Source organism: Streptomyces sp. NBC_01446 (assembly GCF_026340095.1).
GTDB lineage: Bacteria > Actinomycetota > Actinomycetes > Streptomycetales > Streptomycetaceae > Streptomyces > Streptomyces aureus.
Window position 1 is genome coordinate 3709204 of the sequence record NZ_JAPEPO010000001.1, and the last position, 16038, is coordinate 3725241.

General features: G+C 72.0%; 12 protein-coding genes and 3 pseudogenes. 8 read left to right on the top strand and 7 right to left on the bottom strand.

All coding sequences use genetic code 11. The features are described from left to right. Positions 1-87: 87 nt before the first annotated feature. Positions 88-342, bottom strand: a complete 255-nt coding sequence (locus OG456_RS16545; protein WP_266561709.1) for a type B 50S ribosomal protein L31 — start codon at positions 340-342, stop codon at positions 88-90. Between the two features lie 4 nt (positions 343-346). Next, positions 347-511: a 50S ribosomal protein L33 gene (rpmG, locus tag OG456_RS16550; protein WP_227296576.1), complete on the bottom strand. Its 165-nt coding sequence runs from the start codon at positions 509-511 to the stop codon at positions 347-349. Positions 512-643: 132 nt separating this feature from the next. Between rpmG and OG456_RS16555 the strand changes: the two are divergent. The 3 genes and pseudogenes from OG456_RS16555 to OG456_RS16565 all read left to right on the top strand — a co-directional run. Further along, positions 644-751: pseudogene (locus tag OG456_RS16555) on the top strand (50S ribosomal protein L28); the annotation flags it as partial. After that, a pseudogene (rpsN, locus tag OG456_RS16560) lies at positions 751-1057 on the top strand (30S ribosomal protein S14). The pseudogenes OG456_RS16555 and rpsN, both read left to right, overlap by 1 nt. Before the next feature lie 75 nt (positions 1058-1132). Next, positions 1133-1624, top strand: a complete 492-nt coding sequence (locus OG456_RS16565) for a hypothetical protein (RefSeq protein WP_266561715.1) — start codon at positions 1133-1135, stop codon at positions 1622-1624. Between the two features lie 78 nt (positions 1625-1702). Here OG456_RS16565 and OG456_RS16570 read toward each other — a convergent pair whose 3' ends face one another. Both OG456_RS16570 and OG456_RS16575 read right to left on the bottom strand, forming a co-directional pair. Further along, positions 1703-3958 carry an FUSC family protein gene (locus OG456_RS16570; protein ID WP_266561717.1) on the bottom strand — a complete coding sequence of 752 codons (2256 nt, stop codon included), beginning with the start codon at positions 3956-3958 and terminating at the stop codon, positions 1703-1705. 195 nt (positions 3959-4153) lie between these two features. Then, the gene (locus OG456_RS16575) at positions 4154-5344 is read right to left on the bottom strand and encodes a DUF2786 domain-containing protein (protein ID WP_266561719.1); all 1191 of its coding nucleotides are present in this window, start codon (positions 5342-5344) and stop codon (positions 4154-4156) included. A 278-nt stretch (positions 5345-5622) separates the two neighbouring features. On the opposite strand from OG456_RS16575, the pseudogene OG456_RS16580 reads away from it, so the two are divergent. The 5 genes and pseudogenes from OG456_RS16580 to OG456_RS16600 form a co-directional block, all read left to right on the top strand. Next, positions 5623-6333: pseudogene (locus tag OG456_RS16580) on the top strand (ABC transporter ATP-binding protein); the annotation flags it as partial. A gap of 356 nt (positions 6334-6689) precedes the next feature. Beyond that, positions 6690-8930, top strand: coding sequence for an ABC transporter permease (locus tag OG456_RS16585; protein ID WP_266561721.1), 2241 nt, complete (start codon positions 6690-6692; stop codon positions 8928-8930). A gap of 246 nt (positions 8931-9176) precedes the next feature. After that, positions 9177-10103, top strand: a complete 927-nt coding sequence (locus tag OG456_RS16590; RefSeq protein ID WP_266561723.1) for an NADP-dependent oxidoreductase — start codon at positions 9177-9179, stop codon at positions 10101-10103. A gap of 291 nt (positions 10104-10394) precedes the next feature. After that, positions 10395-11234 (top strand): nitrilase-related carbon-nitrogen hydrolase, encoded by an 840-nt coding sequence (locus tag OG456_RS16595; protein ID WP_266561725.1) that lies wholly within the window; start codon positions 10395-10397, stop codon positions 11232-11234. A 99-nt stretch (positions 11235-11333) separates the two neighbouring features. Continuing rightward, the gene (locus tag OG456_RS16600; RefSeq protein ID WP_266561727.1) at positions 11334-13025 is read left to right on the top strand and encodes a bifunctional 3'-5' exonuclease/DNA polymerase; all 1692 of its coding nucleotides are present in this window, start codon (positions 11334-11336) and stop codon (positions 13023-13025) included. 191 nt (positions 13026-13216) lie between these two features. Here the strand turns inward: OG456_RS16600 and OG456_RS16605 are convergent, their stop codons facing one another. The 3 genes from OG456_RS16605 to OG456_RS50815 form a co-directional block, all read right to left on the bottom strand. Then, positions 13217-14491 (bottom strand): hypothetical protein, encoded by a 1275-nt coding sequence (locus tag OG456_RS16605; RefSeq protein WP_266561729.1) that lies wholly within the window; start codon positions 14489-14491, stop codon positions 13217-13219. A gap of 39 nt (positions 14492-14530) precedes the next feature. After that, positions 14531-15037 (bottom strand): SigE family RNA polymerase sigma factor, encoded by a 507-nt coding sequence (locus OG456_RS16610; protein WP_266561731.1) that lies wholly within the window; start codon positions 15035-15037, stop codon positions 14531-14533. Positions 15038-15138: 101 nt separating this feature from the next. Continuing rightward, a complete protein-coding gene (locus OG456_RS50815; RefSeq protein WP_353963608.1) occupies positions 15139-15456 on the bottom strand; it encodes a DUF6093 family protein in 318 nt (105 codons plus the stop codon). Positions 15457-16038: the final 582 nt, after the last annotated feature.

Genomic DNA, 16038 nt, shown 5'->3' on the forward strand with positions numbered 1-16038 from the left:
CGCCCGGGACCGTGACGAGCAGCTCCTCGTCGGCGGCCCGGCGCGCTTACGCGTGCGGGCCGCCGTCGATCACCACAGACAGCCGGGTCACCGGCCGCCCTGCTTCCCGAAGCGCCGCTCGAAGCGCTCCACGCGTCCGGCGGTGTCGAGTACGCGCGCGTTGCCCGTGTAGAAGGGGTGGCTCACGTTCGAGATCTCGACGTCGATGACGGGGTAGGTGTGGCCGTCCTCCCACTCGACGGTCTTGTCGCTGGTGGCGGTCGAGCGGGTCAGGAAGGCGTGGTTCGCGGCACGGTCACGGAAGACGACCGGGCCGTAGGAAGGGTGGATGTCCTTTCGCACGGGCTCAGCGCTCCTCTCGGAAGTCGACGTGGTGGCCTGCGACCGGGTCGTACTTGCGCAGGGTCACGCGGTCGGGGTCGTTACGGCGGTTCTTGCGGGTGACGTAGGTGTAGCCCGTACCCGCGGTGGATCTGAGCTTGATCACTGGGCGGAGTTCGTTGCGTGCCATGTGGCTAGTATATGAAAATGAATCTCGTTTTCAATATGATCTGGGTCACAGCTCCGGTTCACAGCTCCGGGCCACGGGCCACAGTCACGGCGAGAGGTGCGTCGCCATGTCCGCGCACCGCACGCCGACCGGGGCCGGCACGTACGGCTGCGGCTGAGCGCCAGGGCGATCTGGACCGTCGACGCGAGCGGCGTCGGGGCCGCCGTCGCCAGGATTCGTGCCCGTGGAGTGAGGATCTGATGGCGAGGAAGAGCAAGATCGCGAGGGATGAGAAACGCCGGAAGGTCGTCGCCCGCCGCGCCGTGCGCCGGGTCGAGCTCAACGAGATCGTCCGCCGACTGTCGTCCACCCGGGCGGAACGGGTCGCCGCACAAAGGGAGTTGGCACGTCAGCCGAGGGACGCGAGCACCACCCGCGTACGCGACCGCGACAATGCCGACGGCCGGCCGCGCGGATACCTGCGCACCTTCGGTCTCTCCCGGGTGAACCTGCGCAAGCAGGCACACGCAGGGCTTCCTGACCGGAGTGCGGAAGCCTTCCTGGTGACGTGAGGGGCGGCTGGTAGCTTGCTGCGGGCCGGGCCACGTACCGGCAGTCACATCCGCAACGTAGGGGGATCTTGTGCTCAAGCGCGTACGGATCGTTGCCGCCGCGGCGGGAGTTGCCGCGGCGCTCGTGATCACCGGATGCAGCAGCGACAGCGGCGACGGGGGCGACGGCGGCAAATCCAAGGAGACGCCGCAGGCCTCGGCGTCCACGGGGGCCGACACAGGTGGGTCCGGTTCCGGTTCCGGCGGGAAGTCCGGGAGTCTTCAGGGGAGTTGGGTCACCACCTCCCAGGGCAAGAGCATCGCCCTGCTCATCAGCGGCAAGAAGGTGGCCCTGGTCGGCGAGCACGTGTGCAGCGGGACCGCCGGCGACGAGATGGGCATGCAGATGCTCACCCTGAAGTGTGCCGACGGGAACACCGACCGGAACATGGGGCAGGTCAAGTCCGTCGACGCCACGACCCTGAAGGTGTCGTGGGAAGGCCTCGGGGACGACACGTTCCGCAAGACGGACGACGGGAAGCTGCCGTCGGGGTTCCCGACGATGGGGCTGCCCAAGTCCTGACGCGGGGCTGACGCGGCCGACTCGGACGGCTCGGGCGAATCGGGCGACAGTGCCGGTTTCTTCGTCGCTGCTCCCCCGTTATTGGGCCGCTCGATCCTCCGGACCGGGCGGCCCTTCGGGTTTCTGTGCGCCGGGTTTCGGGGCGCCGGGTTTCCGGTCGTCCGGCTTCGGGTTGTCGGGCGTGTGCGGGTTGTCGGGCGTGTGCGGGTCGTCGGGCGTGTGCGGGTCGTCGGGCGTGTGCGGGTCGTCGGGTTTCAGGGTGATCGGGGGTACATCGGTGTCGAGTGCGTCCGAGAGATCCTCCAGGGCCTCCAGGAGCAGGCCCGCGCCTCGGCGTACGACCCGGTCCGGTACGCCCTCGCCGTCCCAGTCCGCGAGAGCGTCCCGTACCGCCTGCCAGCGCGGCACCCGGCGTTCGCGCACCGCACGCGCGCCGTCCTCCGTGGCGGTGCGCAGTGCCTTCGCGAGCCGGGCGGCCGCCGGAACCGGGGTCGCGTCCCGTTCGGGGAGATGCGCCTCCATCAGCATCTCGACCCGGCCGATGTGCCGCAGGGCGTGTTCGGCGTCGTCGCCCGCGGCGCGGGAGAGGCCGCGGTGGCGCACCGGTTCGGTCCGCGCCCTGGACGCGGCCTCCTGCCAGGCGAGTTCGGCCGTGCGGGCGGCGAGCAGGGCCTCGCGCACATCGGGCAGGTTCCCGCCGCCGGGCTCCGCGTAGCGGCCGATCACCGCGGCGCCGTACCGGCCGAGGGCGAGCAGCCAGTCCGCGAGCCGCGTGCGCAGGCGGGGCGTCTCCCAGGCCGGGTACACCGCGTACGCCAGCATCGCGAGGAGGCCGCCGACGAGCGTGAGCATGACCCGCTCGGGGACCGTCTGGTCCCACGCCTCGCCGCCCATGCCGAGCAGGAACACGACGTACGCGGCGATGCAGGCCTGCGCGGCGAGCTGGCCCGTACGCATCACGAGGTACATCAGGCCCGCGCAGATCACGGCGAGCGTCGCGGAGAGCCCGGTGTCCGGGTGGGCGATCTGGACGAGCCCGGTGGCGAGGGCGACTCCGATGAGCGTGCCGCCGAAACGGGCCACCGCGCGCGAGTACGTCTGCGAGAAGTCGGGGCGCATGACCATGACGGCGGCCATCGGCGCCCAGTAGCCGTGGCCGAAGGGGAGGGCGGTGCCGATGAGGTAGCCGACCGCCGCGACGGCCGACACCCGGATGGCGTGCCTGAGAATCGGCGACCCGCGGTACAGCTCCCTGCGCATCGCTCCCGCCGCGATGGGCAGCAGCCGGACGAGGGTGGGGCGGGTGAGCCGGGCGTTCTCGGTGCGGGGCTCGGGATGCTGGGTGTCCGTCCGGGCGCCGGCGGTCTCCAGTACGTCGCTCAGAAGCGAGCCGAGGCGCGCCGCCGCTCGCTTCGCCGGGCCGGAGAGGATCGCCCCCGTGTCGGGGGTCTTGAACGTGGCGACCGCCGCCGGGGGCACCTTGACCGGCGCGCCGTGGCGGATCGCTCGCGCCGCCGCGTCCAGGATCGAGCCCGCCGCGCCCAGGAGTTCCAGGACGCGCTCGCGTTCGGGCCCCTCGTCCGGGACGCCGACCGCCGGGTCCGCGAGCGAGGCGAGGACCGGGCGGATGCGTTCGGCGATGCCGCGGGCGCCGCGCAGCTGGGCCGGGCGGGTGCGGGCCTGGCGCGGGGTGAGCGCGGCGGCGTTGCGCGCCAGCATCAGCGGTTCCCCGTCGAACGGGGCGACCGGGTCGTGGCGCAGCCGGCGCGCGTAGTCGGCCTCCGCGGCGAGCGCGTCGGCCAGGGCGTCGCGGTGCGCGCCCCATCTGCGTACCGGGAAGAGGATCACGAGGGCGGCCTGGACGAGGCCACCGAAGACCATCATCGCGGCGTGCCCGGCGGCGGCCGCGACCGACGTCGGCAGGGTGATCGTGACCAGCATCATCGCGACGTTCGACGACGCGATGATGCCGATCGTCGGACCCGCCGCCCAGGCGAGGCCCGCCAGGAACGTCCACAGGACGAGGAGCGCGAGGAACAGGACGAGGTGGCCGCCGGTGAGATAGCCGAGGAACGTCGAGACGCCGAGGCTCGCGCCGGATGCCACGGCCAGCTCGGGGCGGGGGCGCCAGCTGCGCTGGAACGTGGCGATCGCCGCCTGGAACGCTCCGAACGCGGAGCTCGCCGCGACCGCCGGGCCGAAGAACGTGAGGCTGACCGTGATCACGATGGCCAGGCCGGCGGCGCCACGCAGGGCGACCAGGGGTTCCAGGCGTTTCCGCTCGACACTCAGGCCCGAGCGGGTGGTGTCCTTCAGCGCCCGGAACCAGCTCACTCCGTCAGAATACGGGCGAGTCGAACATATGGGTCGGGATGGTTCGGTTCACCCGGGTGTGCCGCCGCGCATCTCGGCACGGCCGGAGGCGCGAGCGCAGTCCGAGACGCGGGCGCGTTCGGTGACGCGGGCGCGTTCCGTGACGCGGGCGCGTTCCGTGACGCGGGCGCGTTCCGTGACGCGGGCGCGTTCGGTTCACCGGGGCGTGCCGCCGCCGCACACTTCGGCACGACCGGAGGCTCGGGCGCGGTCCGAGACGCGGGCGCGGTCGGCGGCCGCCACGCCCTCCGCCCAGCCCGCGCCGTCGCTGACGCCCCGGACCCGGGTCGTCACGGTCTGCGGGAACATGTCGTCGGTCCGGCCGGACACCGCGACATCGCGCGCCGCCAGGACCGGCAGCAGCCCGCCCTCCTGGCTCCGGCCGGTCACCTCCTCCGCCACCGCCGCGAGCCGGTCGCCTATGCGGTGCGCGTACGCGGCGAGGAACGCCTGCCTGAACGTCTTGGTCCGCTTACGTCCCCCGGCCCGCTGCTCGGCCTCGGCGCGCGTCATCGCCGCCGTGCCCTGCACCAGCAGCGACGTATGGAGCAGCTCCACCGCCTCCAGGTCGGACTCGAAGCCGACGACCGTGGAAAAACCGAAACCGCTGTTCCACACCGCGCGGCAGCGGTTCGCCGACGCGACCGCGTCCAGGAGGGCCGCCTTCGCCGTCTCGTACGGGGCGTCCACGCCGATCCGGCACGCGACGGGCGTGTCCTTCGCGTGCGTACGGGCCGCGAGAAGCGCCGCGTCGACACTGTGCCTGGTCATCAGCTCCTGCGCCTTCGCCGCCAGCGCCTCGGCCTCCGGCGGGTAGGCGGTCGCCTCGGCCTTGGCGAGCAGCGCGCGGATCCGGGCGAGCTCGCGCGGCTCCCCCGCGACGGGCCGCGCCACGGACTCGCCCGGCACGGGCCCCACGGCCTCGATCGGCGGGAGCCGCAGGAGCAGGCGGTACAGCTCCAGGACGGCGGTGGCGTACGAGAAGCGGTCCAGACGCGGAACCCCGCCAGCACTCGTGTCCTGCGGCAGGTCGGCGAGCTGTGCGTCCCAGCGCGGGGGCAGGTACTCGTAACGCGCGGTCTCGGCTCGGATCAAGCGGGCCGCGATGTGTCCGTGCGGGGCCTCTTCGAGGTCGCGTACGACGATGCGCATGACGTCGGCCGGCTGCCAGCCGCGCCCCCAGGCCCGGCGTACGAACTCCTGCCCACGCAGGGCGAGTTGAGTGTCGGCGGACGGGTCGGCGGCGAGCAGGGACGCACCCGTGTCGAGCCCGGCCTCCGCACCCTCCCCGTACAGGGCGGCGCCGAAGGCCTGCTCGACCGTGGTCCGCGTCGTACGTTCCGTCATGCGGGGCCCCGCCTCCTTGCCTGTCTGGTGTGCCGTGCGGTCCGCAACGCGGTCCGTCGCGCGACCCGCCATGCAGTCCGCCATGCAGTCCGTCGTGCAAGTCCGCCGTGCGGTGTGCCGTGCAGTCCACCGTGCGGTGTGCCGTGCGATCTGCCGTGCGATCTGCCGCGTCTTCTCTTCCATGGTCTCAGGCGGATACGGGGGGTAGGGCTGGCCATACCCCCGGGACGCCCCCCAGTGGTCGTGTTCGCGGGGCGCCGCGGCGGTTGGGTTGAGGCATGACCACACCTGCTGTGCGCCTCACCGCCGTACGTCGCGAGTACCGCGGCGTCACCGCCCTCGACGGGGTCGACCTCGACTTCCTCGCCGGGACCTTCACCGCCGTGATGGGGCCCTCGGGGTCCGGGAAGTCGACGCTGCTCCAGTGCGCCGCGGGCCTGGACCGTCCGACGTCGGGCACCGTCACCGTCGCCGGGACCGACCTCACCGGACTCGGCGAACGGGCACTCACACTCCTGCGCCGGGACCGGATCGGTTTCGTGTTCCAGTCCTTCAACCTGCTGCCGTCGCTCACTGCCGCGCAGAACGTGGCACTCCCCCTGCGGCTCGCCGGTCGGCGACCCTCGCGCGCGGAGGTACGCGAGGCGCTGGGCCGCGTGGGTCTCGCCGAGCGCGCGGGGCATCGCCCTTCACAGCTCTCCGGCGGCCAGCAGCAGCGGGTGGCCCTGGCTCGCGCCCTGATCACCCGGCCGGCCGTCCTCTTCGGCGACGAGCCGACGGGCGCCCTCGATACGACGACCGGCCGCCACGTCCTCACTCTGCTAAGGGAGTTGGTCGACCGGGAGGGCCAGACGACCGTGATGGTGACGCACGACCCGGTAGCCGCGGCCCGTGCGGACCGGGTGGTGTTCCTGGTCGACGGGAGGGTCGTGGACGAGCTCCTGACACCGGACGCGGAGAGGGTCGCGGCGCGGATGACGGCGCTTGAGGGGGGCTCGGGGGGCTCCAGGGGTGCGGAAACGGGTGCGGGTACGAGCGCGGGTGCGGGTTCGGGCACGACCGCGGGTTCGGGCACGACCGCGGGTTCGGGCACGACCGCGGGTTCGGGCACGACCGCGGGTTCGGGCACGACCGCGGGTTCGGGCACGGGTGCGGGTTCGGGCACGACCGCGGGTTCGGGCACGACCGCGGGTTCGGGCACGGGTGCGGGTTCGGGCACGACCGCGGGTTCGGGCACGACCGCGGGTTCGGGCACGGGTGCGGGTGCGGGTTCGGGCACGGGTGACATGTCCGCCGCTGCTCGCTCCCTGTCCGGCGGCAACACGCCCGGCGAGGAGGTCGGCGCATGCTGACCACACTCACCTCCGCCTGGGCGAACCTGCGGACACGCCGGCACCTCTTCGCGGGAGCGTTCGTCGCCGTCGCGCTCGGGGTGGCCCTGGTCGCGAGCATGGGGCTGGGGCTCGCGGCGGCCGCCGATCCGCCTGCGGGCAAGCCTCAGCGCTTCGCCGCACAACCCGTCGTGGTCATGCCACACGACACCTTGACCGTTGAGGTCGACCGTGGCCCGCGCCGCGCCCACGATTCGAAGAAGATTCCCCATCCACAGCCTGTGGATAAAGAACTGCTGCGCGAGCTCGCCGAGCTGGGCACCGTCCACCGTGATCATCTCGCGCCGGACGCGGTCGGCGTCGACGCCTCGGTCACCGCCGTACGCGAGGTGGTCGGCGACCGGGCACAGGTCCTGACCGGCGCGGCACGACGCCTGGCCGACCCGGGCGCGGAGCGCGACGCCCAGGCGGTCGTCGCGGTGCGGGCGATGCTGGGCACGGCCGGCGGAGTATCCGCGTTCGTCGCCGTCTTCGTCACGGCGTCGACGTTCGCGTTCGTGGTCGCCCTGCGCAGGCGGGAGTTCGGGCTGCTGCGGCTCGCGGGCGCCACTCCGGGTCGCGTACGGCGTCAGCTCTTCACCGAGGCCCTCGCGGTGGGGGTCGCGGCGAGCGCCACGGGCTGCGCCCTCGGCTCCTGGGGCGCGCCACTGCTCGCCCGCGCGCTGATCGACAACGGCATTGCACCCCCGTGGTTCACGGCGAACGGCACCGGTGCACCGCAGTCGACCTACTGGACCTCTTGGACCTACTGGACCTCATGGCCGTTTCAACTCGCTTTCTGGACGGGCCTGTTCGTGGCGATCGCGGGAGCATGGGCCGCGTCGCGGCGTGCCGGACGCATCGGCCCGGTGGAAGCGCTGCGGGACGCCGACGTGGACACGGACGTCATGCCGTGGAGCCGCCGTATCGTCGGCGCGGCGCTCCTCACCCTGGGACTCGGCCTGACGGTCCACACCCTCTGGACCGACCCGTCGGCGCTCCTGAAGCGCAAGACGTACACCACCCAGCCGATGATCCTCATCACCGCGGCCGCCGCACTCGCCCCGCTCCTTGTCCGCCCGGTGCTGCGGATGATCCGGCTGCCTGGAGCCGTCGGTCTCCTCGTCCGCGAGAACGCCGCCACCTCCGTCCGCCGCACCGCCGCGGTCGCCGCACCCGTACTGGTGACAGTGGCACTCGCGGGTTCCCTGATGGGCTCGGCGGAGTCGGTGAGCGCGGCGAAGGCACAGGAGGCGAACGAGCAGACGAACTCCCAACTCATCACCACAGGTGATGACTTGAGCCTTACGCGGCGGCCGGTGCCGGGCGTGGCGGCCCTGTCTCCGTCCGCCTCCACCGCGGCCTTCGTACGGGAGGAGGGCACCGCCCTCGTCCGCTCCGAGGCGCGCGCCGTGAGCGACCCCACGGCCCTCGCCGCGACCAGCCGGCTCCCCGTCGTCTCCGGCGACATACGCCACCTCGACGACCGCTCCATCGTCGTCAACGAGGAGTGGGAACACCACCGCGTCGGCGACCGCCTGACCGTCTGGCTCGGCGACGGCCGCCGCACCACACTCCGGATCGCCGCCGTCCTGGCGCACGGCACCGGCGACAACGGCGCGTACGTCACCATGGCCAACGCGGGCGCGGCACCGGTCGACCGGATCGACGTACGCCTGACGCCGGGCGCCTCACCCGCGGCGGTGACGGACGCACTGCGAGCGGCCACGTCCGGGCACGACGTGCGCGTACGCACAGCAGCCGCCTGGCTCGACGCCACCCACCCCAGGGTCAAACCCCAGACCCGGCAAGGGATGTTGCTGCTCCTGGGCATCGCCCTGACCTATACGGCGATCTCGCTCGCCGGAACACAGTTGATGGCCGCGTCCGTACGGGACGGGGAACTGCGCGCCCTGCGCCGGGCGGGGGCCGCCCCGGCGCAGGTCAGGTTGATGCTCGCCGGCGAGGCACTGGTCGCGGTCGCGGCCGGCACGGCCCTCGGACTGGCCGTCACCGGGCTCAACCTGGGCGGACTCGCGGCCGCGCTCGACCTCCTCTCGCCGGAGTCCGGTGCGGGGGCGGGGGCGGGGCTTGAGGCTGGGGTAGTGGTGCCGTGGGGTGTCGTCAGTTCGGCCGTGGGCGTGTGCGCGGTGGTCGCTGTGGCGGCGGGCGTGCTGGGCGCGGGACGGGGGCACCGGAATGGCGTGAGTGGGTGAGAGAGCGGGGTGGGAGAGAGGGCGTGGGTGGGAGAGAGGGCGTCGGTGGGACTGCGGGTCGCGGGAAGGCCGAACTGTTGGAAGGGCGGGGCGGCCCGCCCCCGGCGACGATCGACTCCGGAGAACGTAACTCTGGCGAGCGCAGGAGAACGTACAAGATCGCCAGGAACTCCAGAGAACACCAGTGGCCACCAGCAGGACCAGCCCCCGTCTGGTTCGACCAAACAGTGAGAGGCAGGCACCGGCATGGAAGCCATCGTTTTCGAGGAGTTCGGCGGACCCGAGGTACTGCGCTTCAAGGACGACGTCGCGGAGCCGCACGCGGGTCCCGGCCAGGTCCGGGTGAAGGTCGCTGCCGTCGGGGTCAACCCCATCGAGTACAAGATCAGAAACGGTTGGATGGAGCAGGTCTTCCCGACCGCCTTGCCTGCCGTGCCCGGCAACGAGTTCGCCGGGACCATCGACGAGGTCGGCGAGGGCGTCACCGGCCTCTCCGTCGGCGACGAAGTCCTCGGCTGGACCGAGACCGGCGCCTACGCGGCCCATGCCCTGGCCCAGGCCTCCGCCGTCGCCCCAAGGCCCACCGGACTCGAACCCGCCGAGGCTGCGACCCTCCCCATCGCCGGCGAGACTGCCCAGCGCGTACTCGACCTGCTCGGAGTACGCAGCGGTGAGACGCTGCTGATCCACGGCGCTGCGGGCGCGGTCGGCTCCATGGGCGTACAGCTGGCCGTGGCGCTCGGTGCGACGGTGATCGGCACGGCCTCCCCCGCCAATCACGAGTACCTGCGCTCCGTCGGCGCCATCCCCGTCGCGTACGGGGACGGGCTCGTGGAGCGGGTGCGCGCGGCGGCCCCACAGGGGGTGGACGCGGTGTTCGACGCGGCGGGCAAGGGCGCGCTGGCGGCCTCGGTCGAACTGCGCGGCGGCACGCCGGACCGGGTCGTCACCATCGCCGACCCCGACGCGGCCAGATATAACGTGCCCTTCGCGTCCGGCGGCAGCGACCGCGCCAAGGCCCGCGAGGGCCTCACCCGCCAGGCCGCACTCGCCGCGAACGGCAAGATCCACATCTCGATCGCCGACACGTTCCCCCTCCGCGACGCGGCCAAGGCGCAGGCCCTGAGCGAGTCGGGCCACGTGCGGGGCAAGCTGGTGCTTCTGGTGGGGTGACGCAACTGGCGATCCCGGTGGTCCAGGTAGTCCTGGTGGTCCCGACGGTCCTAGCGGTCCCGGTGGTCCTGGCGGCTCTAGCGGTCCTGGCGACCCCAGTGACACTGGTGGTCCCGGCGACACGCATGGCCCTGATGTCTCTGATGCCTCTGATGGCGTGAGGCCTCCGGGCTGCCCCGGGGCAGGCCGCCGCACCCGCCCCAGCCGCCCACGGGGACTCCGCCTCCGCCGACCGGGCCGCCGCGCGCCTCTGCGGATGCCGACTCCGCCGGACGCTGCGACGCTCGAGGAATGAGAGTGGCGCTTGCGCAGACCGACTGTGTGCTCGGCGACGTGGACACGAATCTGGCCGTCGCCCGGGAGCAGACCGAGCAGGCGGCGGCCCAGGGCGCCGACCTCGTGGTGTTCCCCGAACTGAGCCTGCACGGCTATCACCTCGGCGCCCTGCACCAGGACGCCTCCCTCCCCGTGACGGACCCGCGACTTGCCGCGCTCTCGACGCTCGGTGCGGACGTCGTGATCGGCCTGCACGAACACACCAGCCTGCGCGCCTACAACACCTCCGCCTACTACGCGAATGGCCAACTCCTCCACTCCCACCGCAAGTTGTACCTGCCGAACTATCTGGCCTGGGAGGAACGCAAGCACGTCAGCCCCGGCCAGCATCTGCGCGCGTACGACCTGCCGCACGGACACGGCCGCGCCGCGACCCTCGTCTGCAACGACGCCTGGCAGCCGGCCCTGCCGTGGCTCGCCGTGCAGGACGGCGCGGAGGTCGTCATCGTCCCCGCGAACAGCGCGGCGACACTCGACCCGGAGGCCATGGACACGGGTCTGTACTGGGACACGCTCCTCGCCTACACCGCGAAGATGCTCCAGTGCTGGGTCATCTTCGTGAACCGCGTCGGCAACGAACACGGCGCCTCCTTCTGGGGAGGCTCCCGAGTGGTCGACCCACGCGGGACGGTCGTGGCCCAGGCCCCCAAGTGGGAACCGGCCCTGGTGACAATCGACATCGAACTCCACGAGGCCCGCCGGCAACGCAGAGCCGTCCCTCTGGTCGCGGAGGCCCGTCTCGGCCTGATCGACCGGGAGGTCCGCCGCCTGATCGACGAGGGCGGCGACACCTGACCCACACCAGGGCCGGACCCACAGCCAGACCCGGTACCCCGCCGGGACAGGCTCCCGACGCGACCGGCGCTGTCAGTGCCGGGTGCAAGACTCACCGACATGACCGAGAAGTGGGCCATCGCGGCCACCGAGGACGGCGGAGCCCAGCTCGCGCCGCTCGGTGCCAACGGCACACCCACCGCCCCGGTCCGCCAGGAACCCAGCCTCGCGGAAGCGGTCCGCTCCCGTCCTGACGTCACGCGCTGGATCTGGCGATCGACAGCGGCCGTCTACCCCCGCCTGCTCACCGCGGGCGTCCGGGTACCGCGCTGCTACGACATCGAGGACGCCGAGACCCTCCTCCTCGGTCACGCCGGCCGCTTCGGGGAACCCCGCTCCGCGGCCGCAGCCCTGGCCAGAATCCGCGGGACGGCCGTCCCCCCGGACCCCCCGCAACGCGCCGCGACCCCCGGCTCCCAGTCCTCCCTCTTCGAACCACAACCCGTTCATGTCCCCCTCGCAGACCTCATAGAGGTGTACGCCGATCAGCAGCGCCGCCATGACGCCACCGCCCACCCGGGCCGGATGCGGCTGCTCACCGCCACCGAGTCCGCCGCCATGCTCGTAGCGGCCGAGATGAACGCGGCCGGCCTCCCCTGGAGCGCCGACGTGCACCGCTCCGTTCTGCACGAACTGCTCGGCGAGCGCTACGCGGGCGGCGGCGAACCGCGCCGCCTCGCCGAACTGGCCGACGAGGTGTCCGAGGCCTTCGGCCGCCGCGTACGCCCCGATCTGCCCGCCGACGTGGTGAAGGCGTTCACCCAGGCCGGCGTGAAGATCACGTCCACTCGCCGCTGGGAGATCGAGTCGATCGACCATCCGGCGGTGCGGCCCCTGATCGAGTACAAGAAGCTGTACCGGATCTACACCGCACACGGCTGGTCCTGGCTCCAGGACTGGGTCCGCGACGGCCGTTTCCGCCCCGAGTACCTGCCCGGCGGCACCGTCACGGGCCGCTGGGTCACCAATGGCGGCGGCGCACTCCAGATCCCCAAGGTCATCCGCCGTGCCGTCGTCGCCGACCCGGGCTGGCGGCTCATCGTCGCCGACGCGGACCAGATGGAACCCCGCGTCCTCGCCGCCATCTCCCGCGACCCCGGCCTGATGGAGGTGGCCGGGCGGGAGACCGACCTCTACCAGTCCGTCTCCGACCGGGCCTTCTCCGGCGACCGCGACAGGGCAAAGCTGGCGGTGCTCGGCGCGGTGTACGGCCAGACGTCAGGTGACGGCCTCAAGAACCTCGCCGCCCTTCGCCGCCGCTTCCCGCAAGCCGTCGCCTACGTCGACGACGCGGCCCGCGCGGGCGAGGAAGGCCGCCTGGTACGCACCTGGCTCGGCCGCACCTGCCCACCGGTCGCCGGTGCCGGCGACCAGGAGGAGGCAGGCATCCCCCAGGACGATCCGACACCCGAACAGACCTCAGGAGGCACCGAGTTCACCCCCGGTTACGCCTCCTCGAACTCCCGCGCCCGCGGCCGCTTCGCCCGCAACTTCGTCGTCCAGGGCAGCGCCGCCGACTGGGCCGACCTGATGCTCGCCGCCCTGCGCCAGTCCTGCACCGGGATGGCGGCGGAACTGGTCTTCTTCCAGCACGACGAGGTGATCGTGCACTGCCCGGAAGAGGAAGCGGAAGCCGTGACCGCGGCGATCCGCGAGGCCGCAGAGCTGGCCGGCCACCTCACGTTCGGCGACACCCCGGTCCACTTCCCTTTCACCACCGCAGCGGTGAAGTGCTACGCCGACGCGAAGTGACATCCGTCCGTAGAGCCACTCACGACCCACCTGACCCCACAGCCGACGAACGCTGATCACCGGGGTCACTGGTCACCGGTCTTTGGTCAGCACATGCGGCTCGCCGGTCGCCGGGCGCCAGCCCGAGCCCCGAGCCCCGAGCCCCGAGCCCCGAGCCCCGAGCCCCGAGCCAAAGAGTGTCCCCCGGCGCCCTACCCCCGCCACTTCCCGCTCGTGGCTATCGCCTTGAGCTGGGTCATGGTCAGCGCGGGCGTGGTCCTCGTGGCCGCGGTGTTCTGCGCGCCCGAGTTGAACGCCGATATCACCACGCGGAACCCGTTCTTGCGGATCCTGTCCACAGTCCACATCACCACGCCCCGGCCCCCCTTCTCGCCGGGCCCCTGATGCGTGACAACCTTCGTGCCGTCAGGCAGGGTCTGCGCACCGGAGCCGAAGAGCTCACCCTCCACATCCGACATGTTCGCCTGCACATTGATCTGGACGAGGCTCGCACCCTTCCCGTCGTTCACCACGACGTACGCGAAGCCGTCCTCGCCCTGGCGGGTCGTCACCTTGGCACTCTTCGGCAGCAGCGAGGTGAGGTTCTTGAGGATGGTGTCGCCGCCGGCAGCCTGCGGGACCGGCTGCTGCACGGGCTCGTCCTGCGGCTTCGGCAGGGCCCGCAGTATCGGACGCCACTCCTTCGAGGTCACCAGGGCCCTCAACTGTGCGGTGCTGAGCGGCGGTTCGTCCCGGGAGACGGGTTCACCCTTCTCCGCCGGTGCGTTCCATTCACTGGCGTCGACGGTGTAGCCCTCCGGCGTCACCACGTACGCGTGCCACCACTTGGTGTCCGCGCGCTTGTCCGGGTACTCGTAGCCCTGCAGGAGCAGCAGCCGGGAGCCGTCGGCCAGCGTCTTGCTCGAGCAGGAGTCGTACGGCGTGTAGACCTTCTCGGGACAGGCGAGCTGCTCCGCGACCCCCGCGCCCTCAGGGTCGACCCGGCCCAGACTCAGGCCGATCGCCGCCTTGCCCTTGCCGTCGTCGAAGACGACCGAGGCGAGCGGCCCGCGCCCGTCCTCCGTACCGCGGCCCGACGCGCTGCTGAACTTGCCGTCGGGCAGCAGCCCTTCGAGGGTCTTGATCAGATGGCTGGCGGAGTACTGCGGCCCCTCGCCCGGCGTGCTCGTCGTTCCCTGCGTCGTACTCCCCGGCTCGGGCTGCGCGGCCACCGGGCTGCCGTGCCCGGCCTCGGCCCCGAAGGCCCCGGCTGCGTATGACGCACCGAATCCGACCGCGGCGAGCGCGGCGAAGCTCCCTGTGACCGTCGCGGCCCGCCGGCGCCGCAGCCTGCGCCGGCCGCGCGCCATGCCGCCGTCGACCAGCGGCCCACCCGTGGCGTTGAACGTCTCACCCGTTATCCGCAGGGCCTCCCCGAGGCCACCCACGAAGGCTTCCTGGTCACGGTCTTCGTCTGTCCCTGGCATACCGACCACCACTCCTCACACCGAATCGGGTCAAGCTCATTACGCGGCGAACTCGGCCACGCTGCCGCCCAGTTGTTCCCGCAGCCGGGCCAGCGCCCGCGTGCTCCGCATACGCACCGCCGCCGAGCTGACGTTCAGAATCTCCGCGGTCTCCATCACGGATCGGTCCTCCCAGTACCGCAGCACGATCACCGCCCGGTCCTTCGGCGGCAGCTGCCGCAGCGCGTCGAGAAGAGTGATCCGCAGCGAGGCGTCGCCCGGCGGAATGTCCGAGGTCTCCGGAATCTCGTCGCTGGGATGCTCCTGCGCGGAACGCCGCCGCTGGTGCGCGAGAAAGGCGCGTATGAGCACGGTCTGGGCGTACGCCGCCGGGTTCCCGACCCGTGACGACCGCCCCCACACCACGTACATCCGCCCCAGCGTCTCCTGCACCAGATCCTCGGCGAAGTGCGTGTCGCCACTGGTCAACAGGCATGCCGAACGGAACAGGTGTCCTGTCCGGGCCTCCGCGAACTCCCGGAACCCGCTCTCCTTGGAGCGCCTCATCAGGCGCCCTCCCCCTCATCGCCCCACACCTTTTAGATGCGGTGAGGCGGACGGGATGTTTCAGCGACGCCGCGATCCCCCGAGAGCCTGCGGCGCGCACTCTACGATCGCCGCAAGACACGACGCGGGCCCGGTCCGCCCACCCACCTCAATCCGAGGCGAGCGAACCGGACCGGGCCGTGCAAGCCCACCAGCAACGCATCTCTGCCCGAGTCCAGAACCGTCAACAGATCCCCGGCGCGAACCTCCGGTGCCTCAACAGGCAGCAGCGCCTCGTACGTCGTCATCACCCGCTGTGTGGCCACGGATCCGTCGAGGGGCGCCACGGCCGCAGGCTGGCCTCGGAGGACGACGGCCCCAGCGCCCTCCCACACCAGCACTCCGTCCGCTGGCCGCAGGACGCCGGTCGTCTCGTCCAAGACGTCGTCGCCGCGCCCCCCACGTCACGCCAGATCCGAACCCGGTCATCGAGCATCCGCTCCACCACCCGCCGAATCCCGGACAGGTCAAGCCCCACGAGCCCATTCCGCCAACTGCCGTAGCACCGCAGCCGTCCAACCACCCGGCACGTTCTCCAGATCCACGCGAGCGAGCGCGGTCCGTTCGACCTCGACCGGGTCCATGGCCTCGAGGAACGCGGCGACGGCAGGGCCGGGACCGCCGGACAGCCCAACCTCCACGCGGGCAAGAAGATCGAGCGCGGCCCGACAGGTCTCACTCGGTGCCAGTTCCAGCAGGACGAGCGGGGGCGCGCCGGGATCGGCGGTGTACGTGGACGGACGTCACAGAGCCACTCGCGTTGTTCCCGTCCACAACGACCGTGCACTCGTGATCGTCCAGCGTCATCTGGAACCGGTTCAGTGTCGTCACCGGCGGAGCCTACTGGTGGGCGCACTTGTGACGTCAGGCAACGATCTGCCCCTCCTCGAATGGATCTTTGCCTTGCCTTTGCTGCCCTCACAGTTGCCAATTACCCGGCCTGGTTAGGGTCGTACGGCTGA

Coding starts and splice junctions, on each gene's coding strand:
- OG456_RS16575 (WP_266561719.1), bottom strand. CDS start 5,344: ATGACGGAACGTACGACGCGGACCACGGTCGAGCAGGCCTTCGGCGCC.
- rpmG (WP_227296576.1), bottom strand. CDS start 511: ATGGCACGCAACGAACTCCGCCCAGTGATCAAGCTCAGATCCACCGCG.
- OG456_RS16600 (WP_266561727.1), top strand. CDS start 11,334: ATGACCGAGAAGTGGGCCATCGCGGCCACCGAGGACGGCGGAGCCCAG.
- OG456_RS16590 (WP_266561723.1), top strand. CDS start 9,177: ATGGAAGCCATCGTTTTCGAGGAGTTCGGCGGACCCGAGGTACTGCGC.
- OG456_RS16610 (WP_266561731.1), bottom strand. CDS start 15,037: ATGAGGCGCTCCAAGGAGAGCGGGTTCCGGGAGTTCGCGGAGGCCCGG.
- OG456_RS16605 (WP_266561729.1), bottom strand. CDS start 14,491: ATGCCAGGGACAGACGAAGACCGTGACCAGGAAGCCTTCGTGGGTGGC.
- OG456_RS16585 (WP_266561721.1), top strand. CDS start 6,690: ATGCTGACCACACTCACCTCCGCCTGGGCGAACCTGCGGACACGCCGG.
- OG456_RS16595 (WP_266561725.1), top strand. CDS start 10,395: ATGAGAGTGGCGCTTGCGCAGACCGACTGTGTGCTCGGCGACGTGGAC.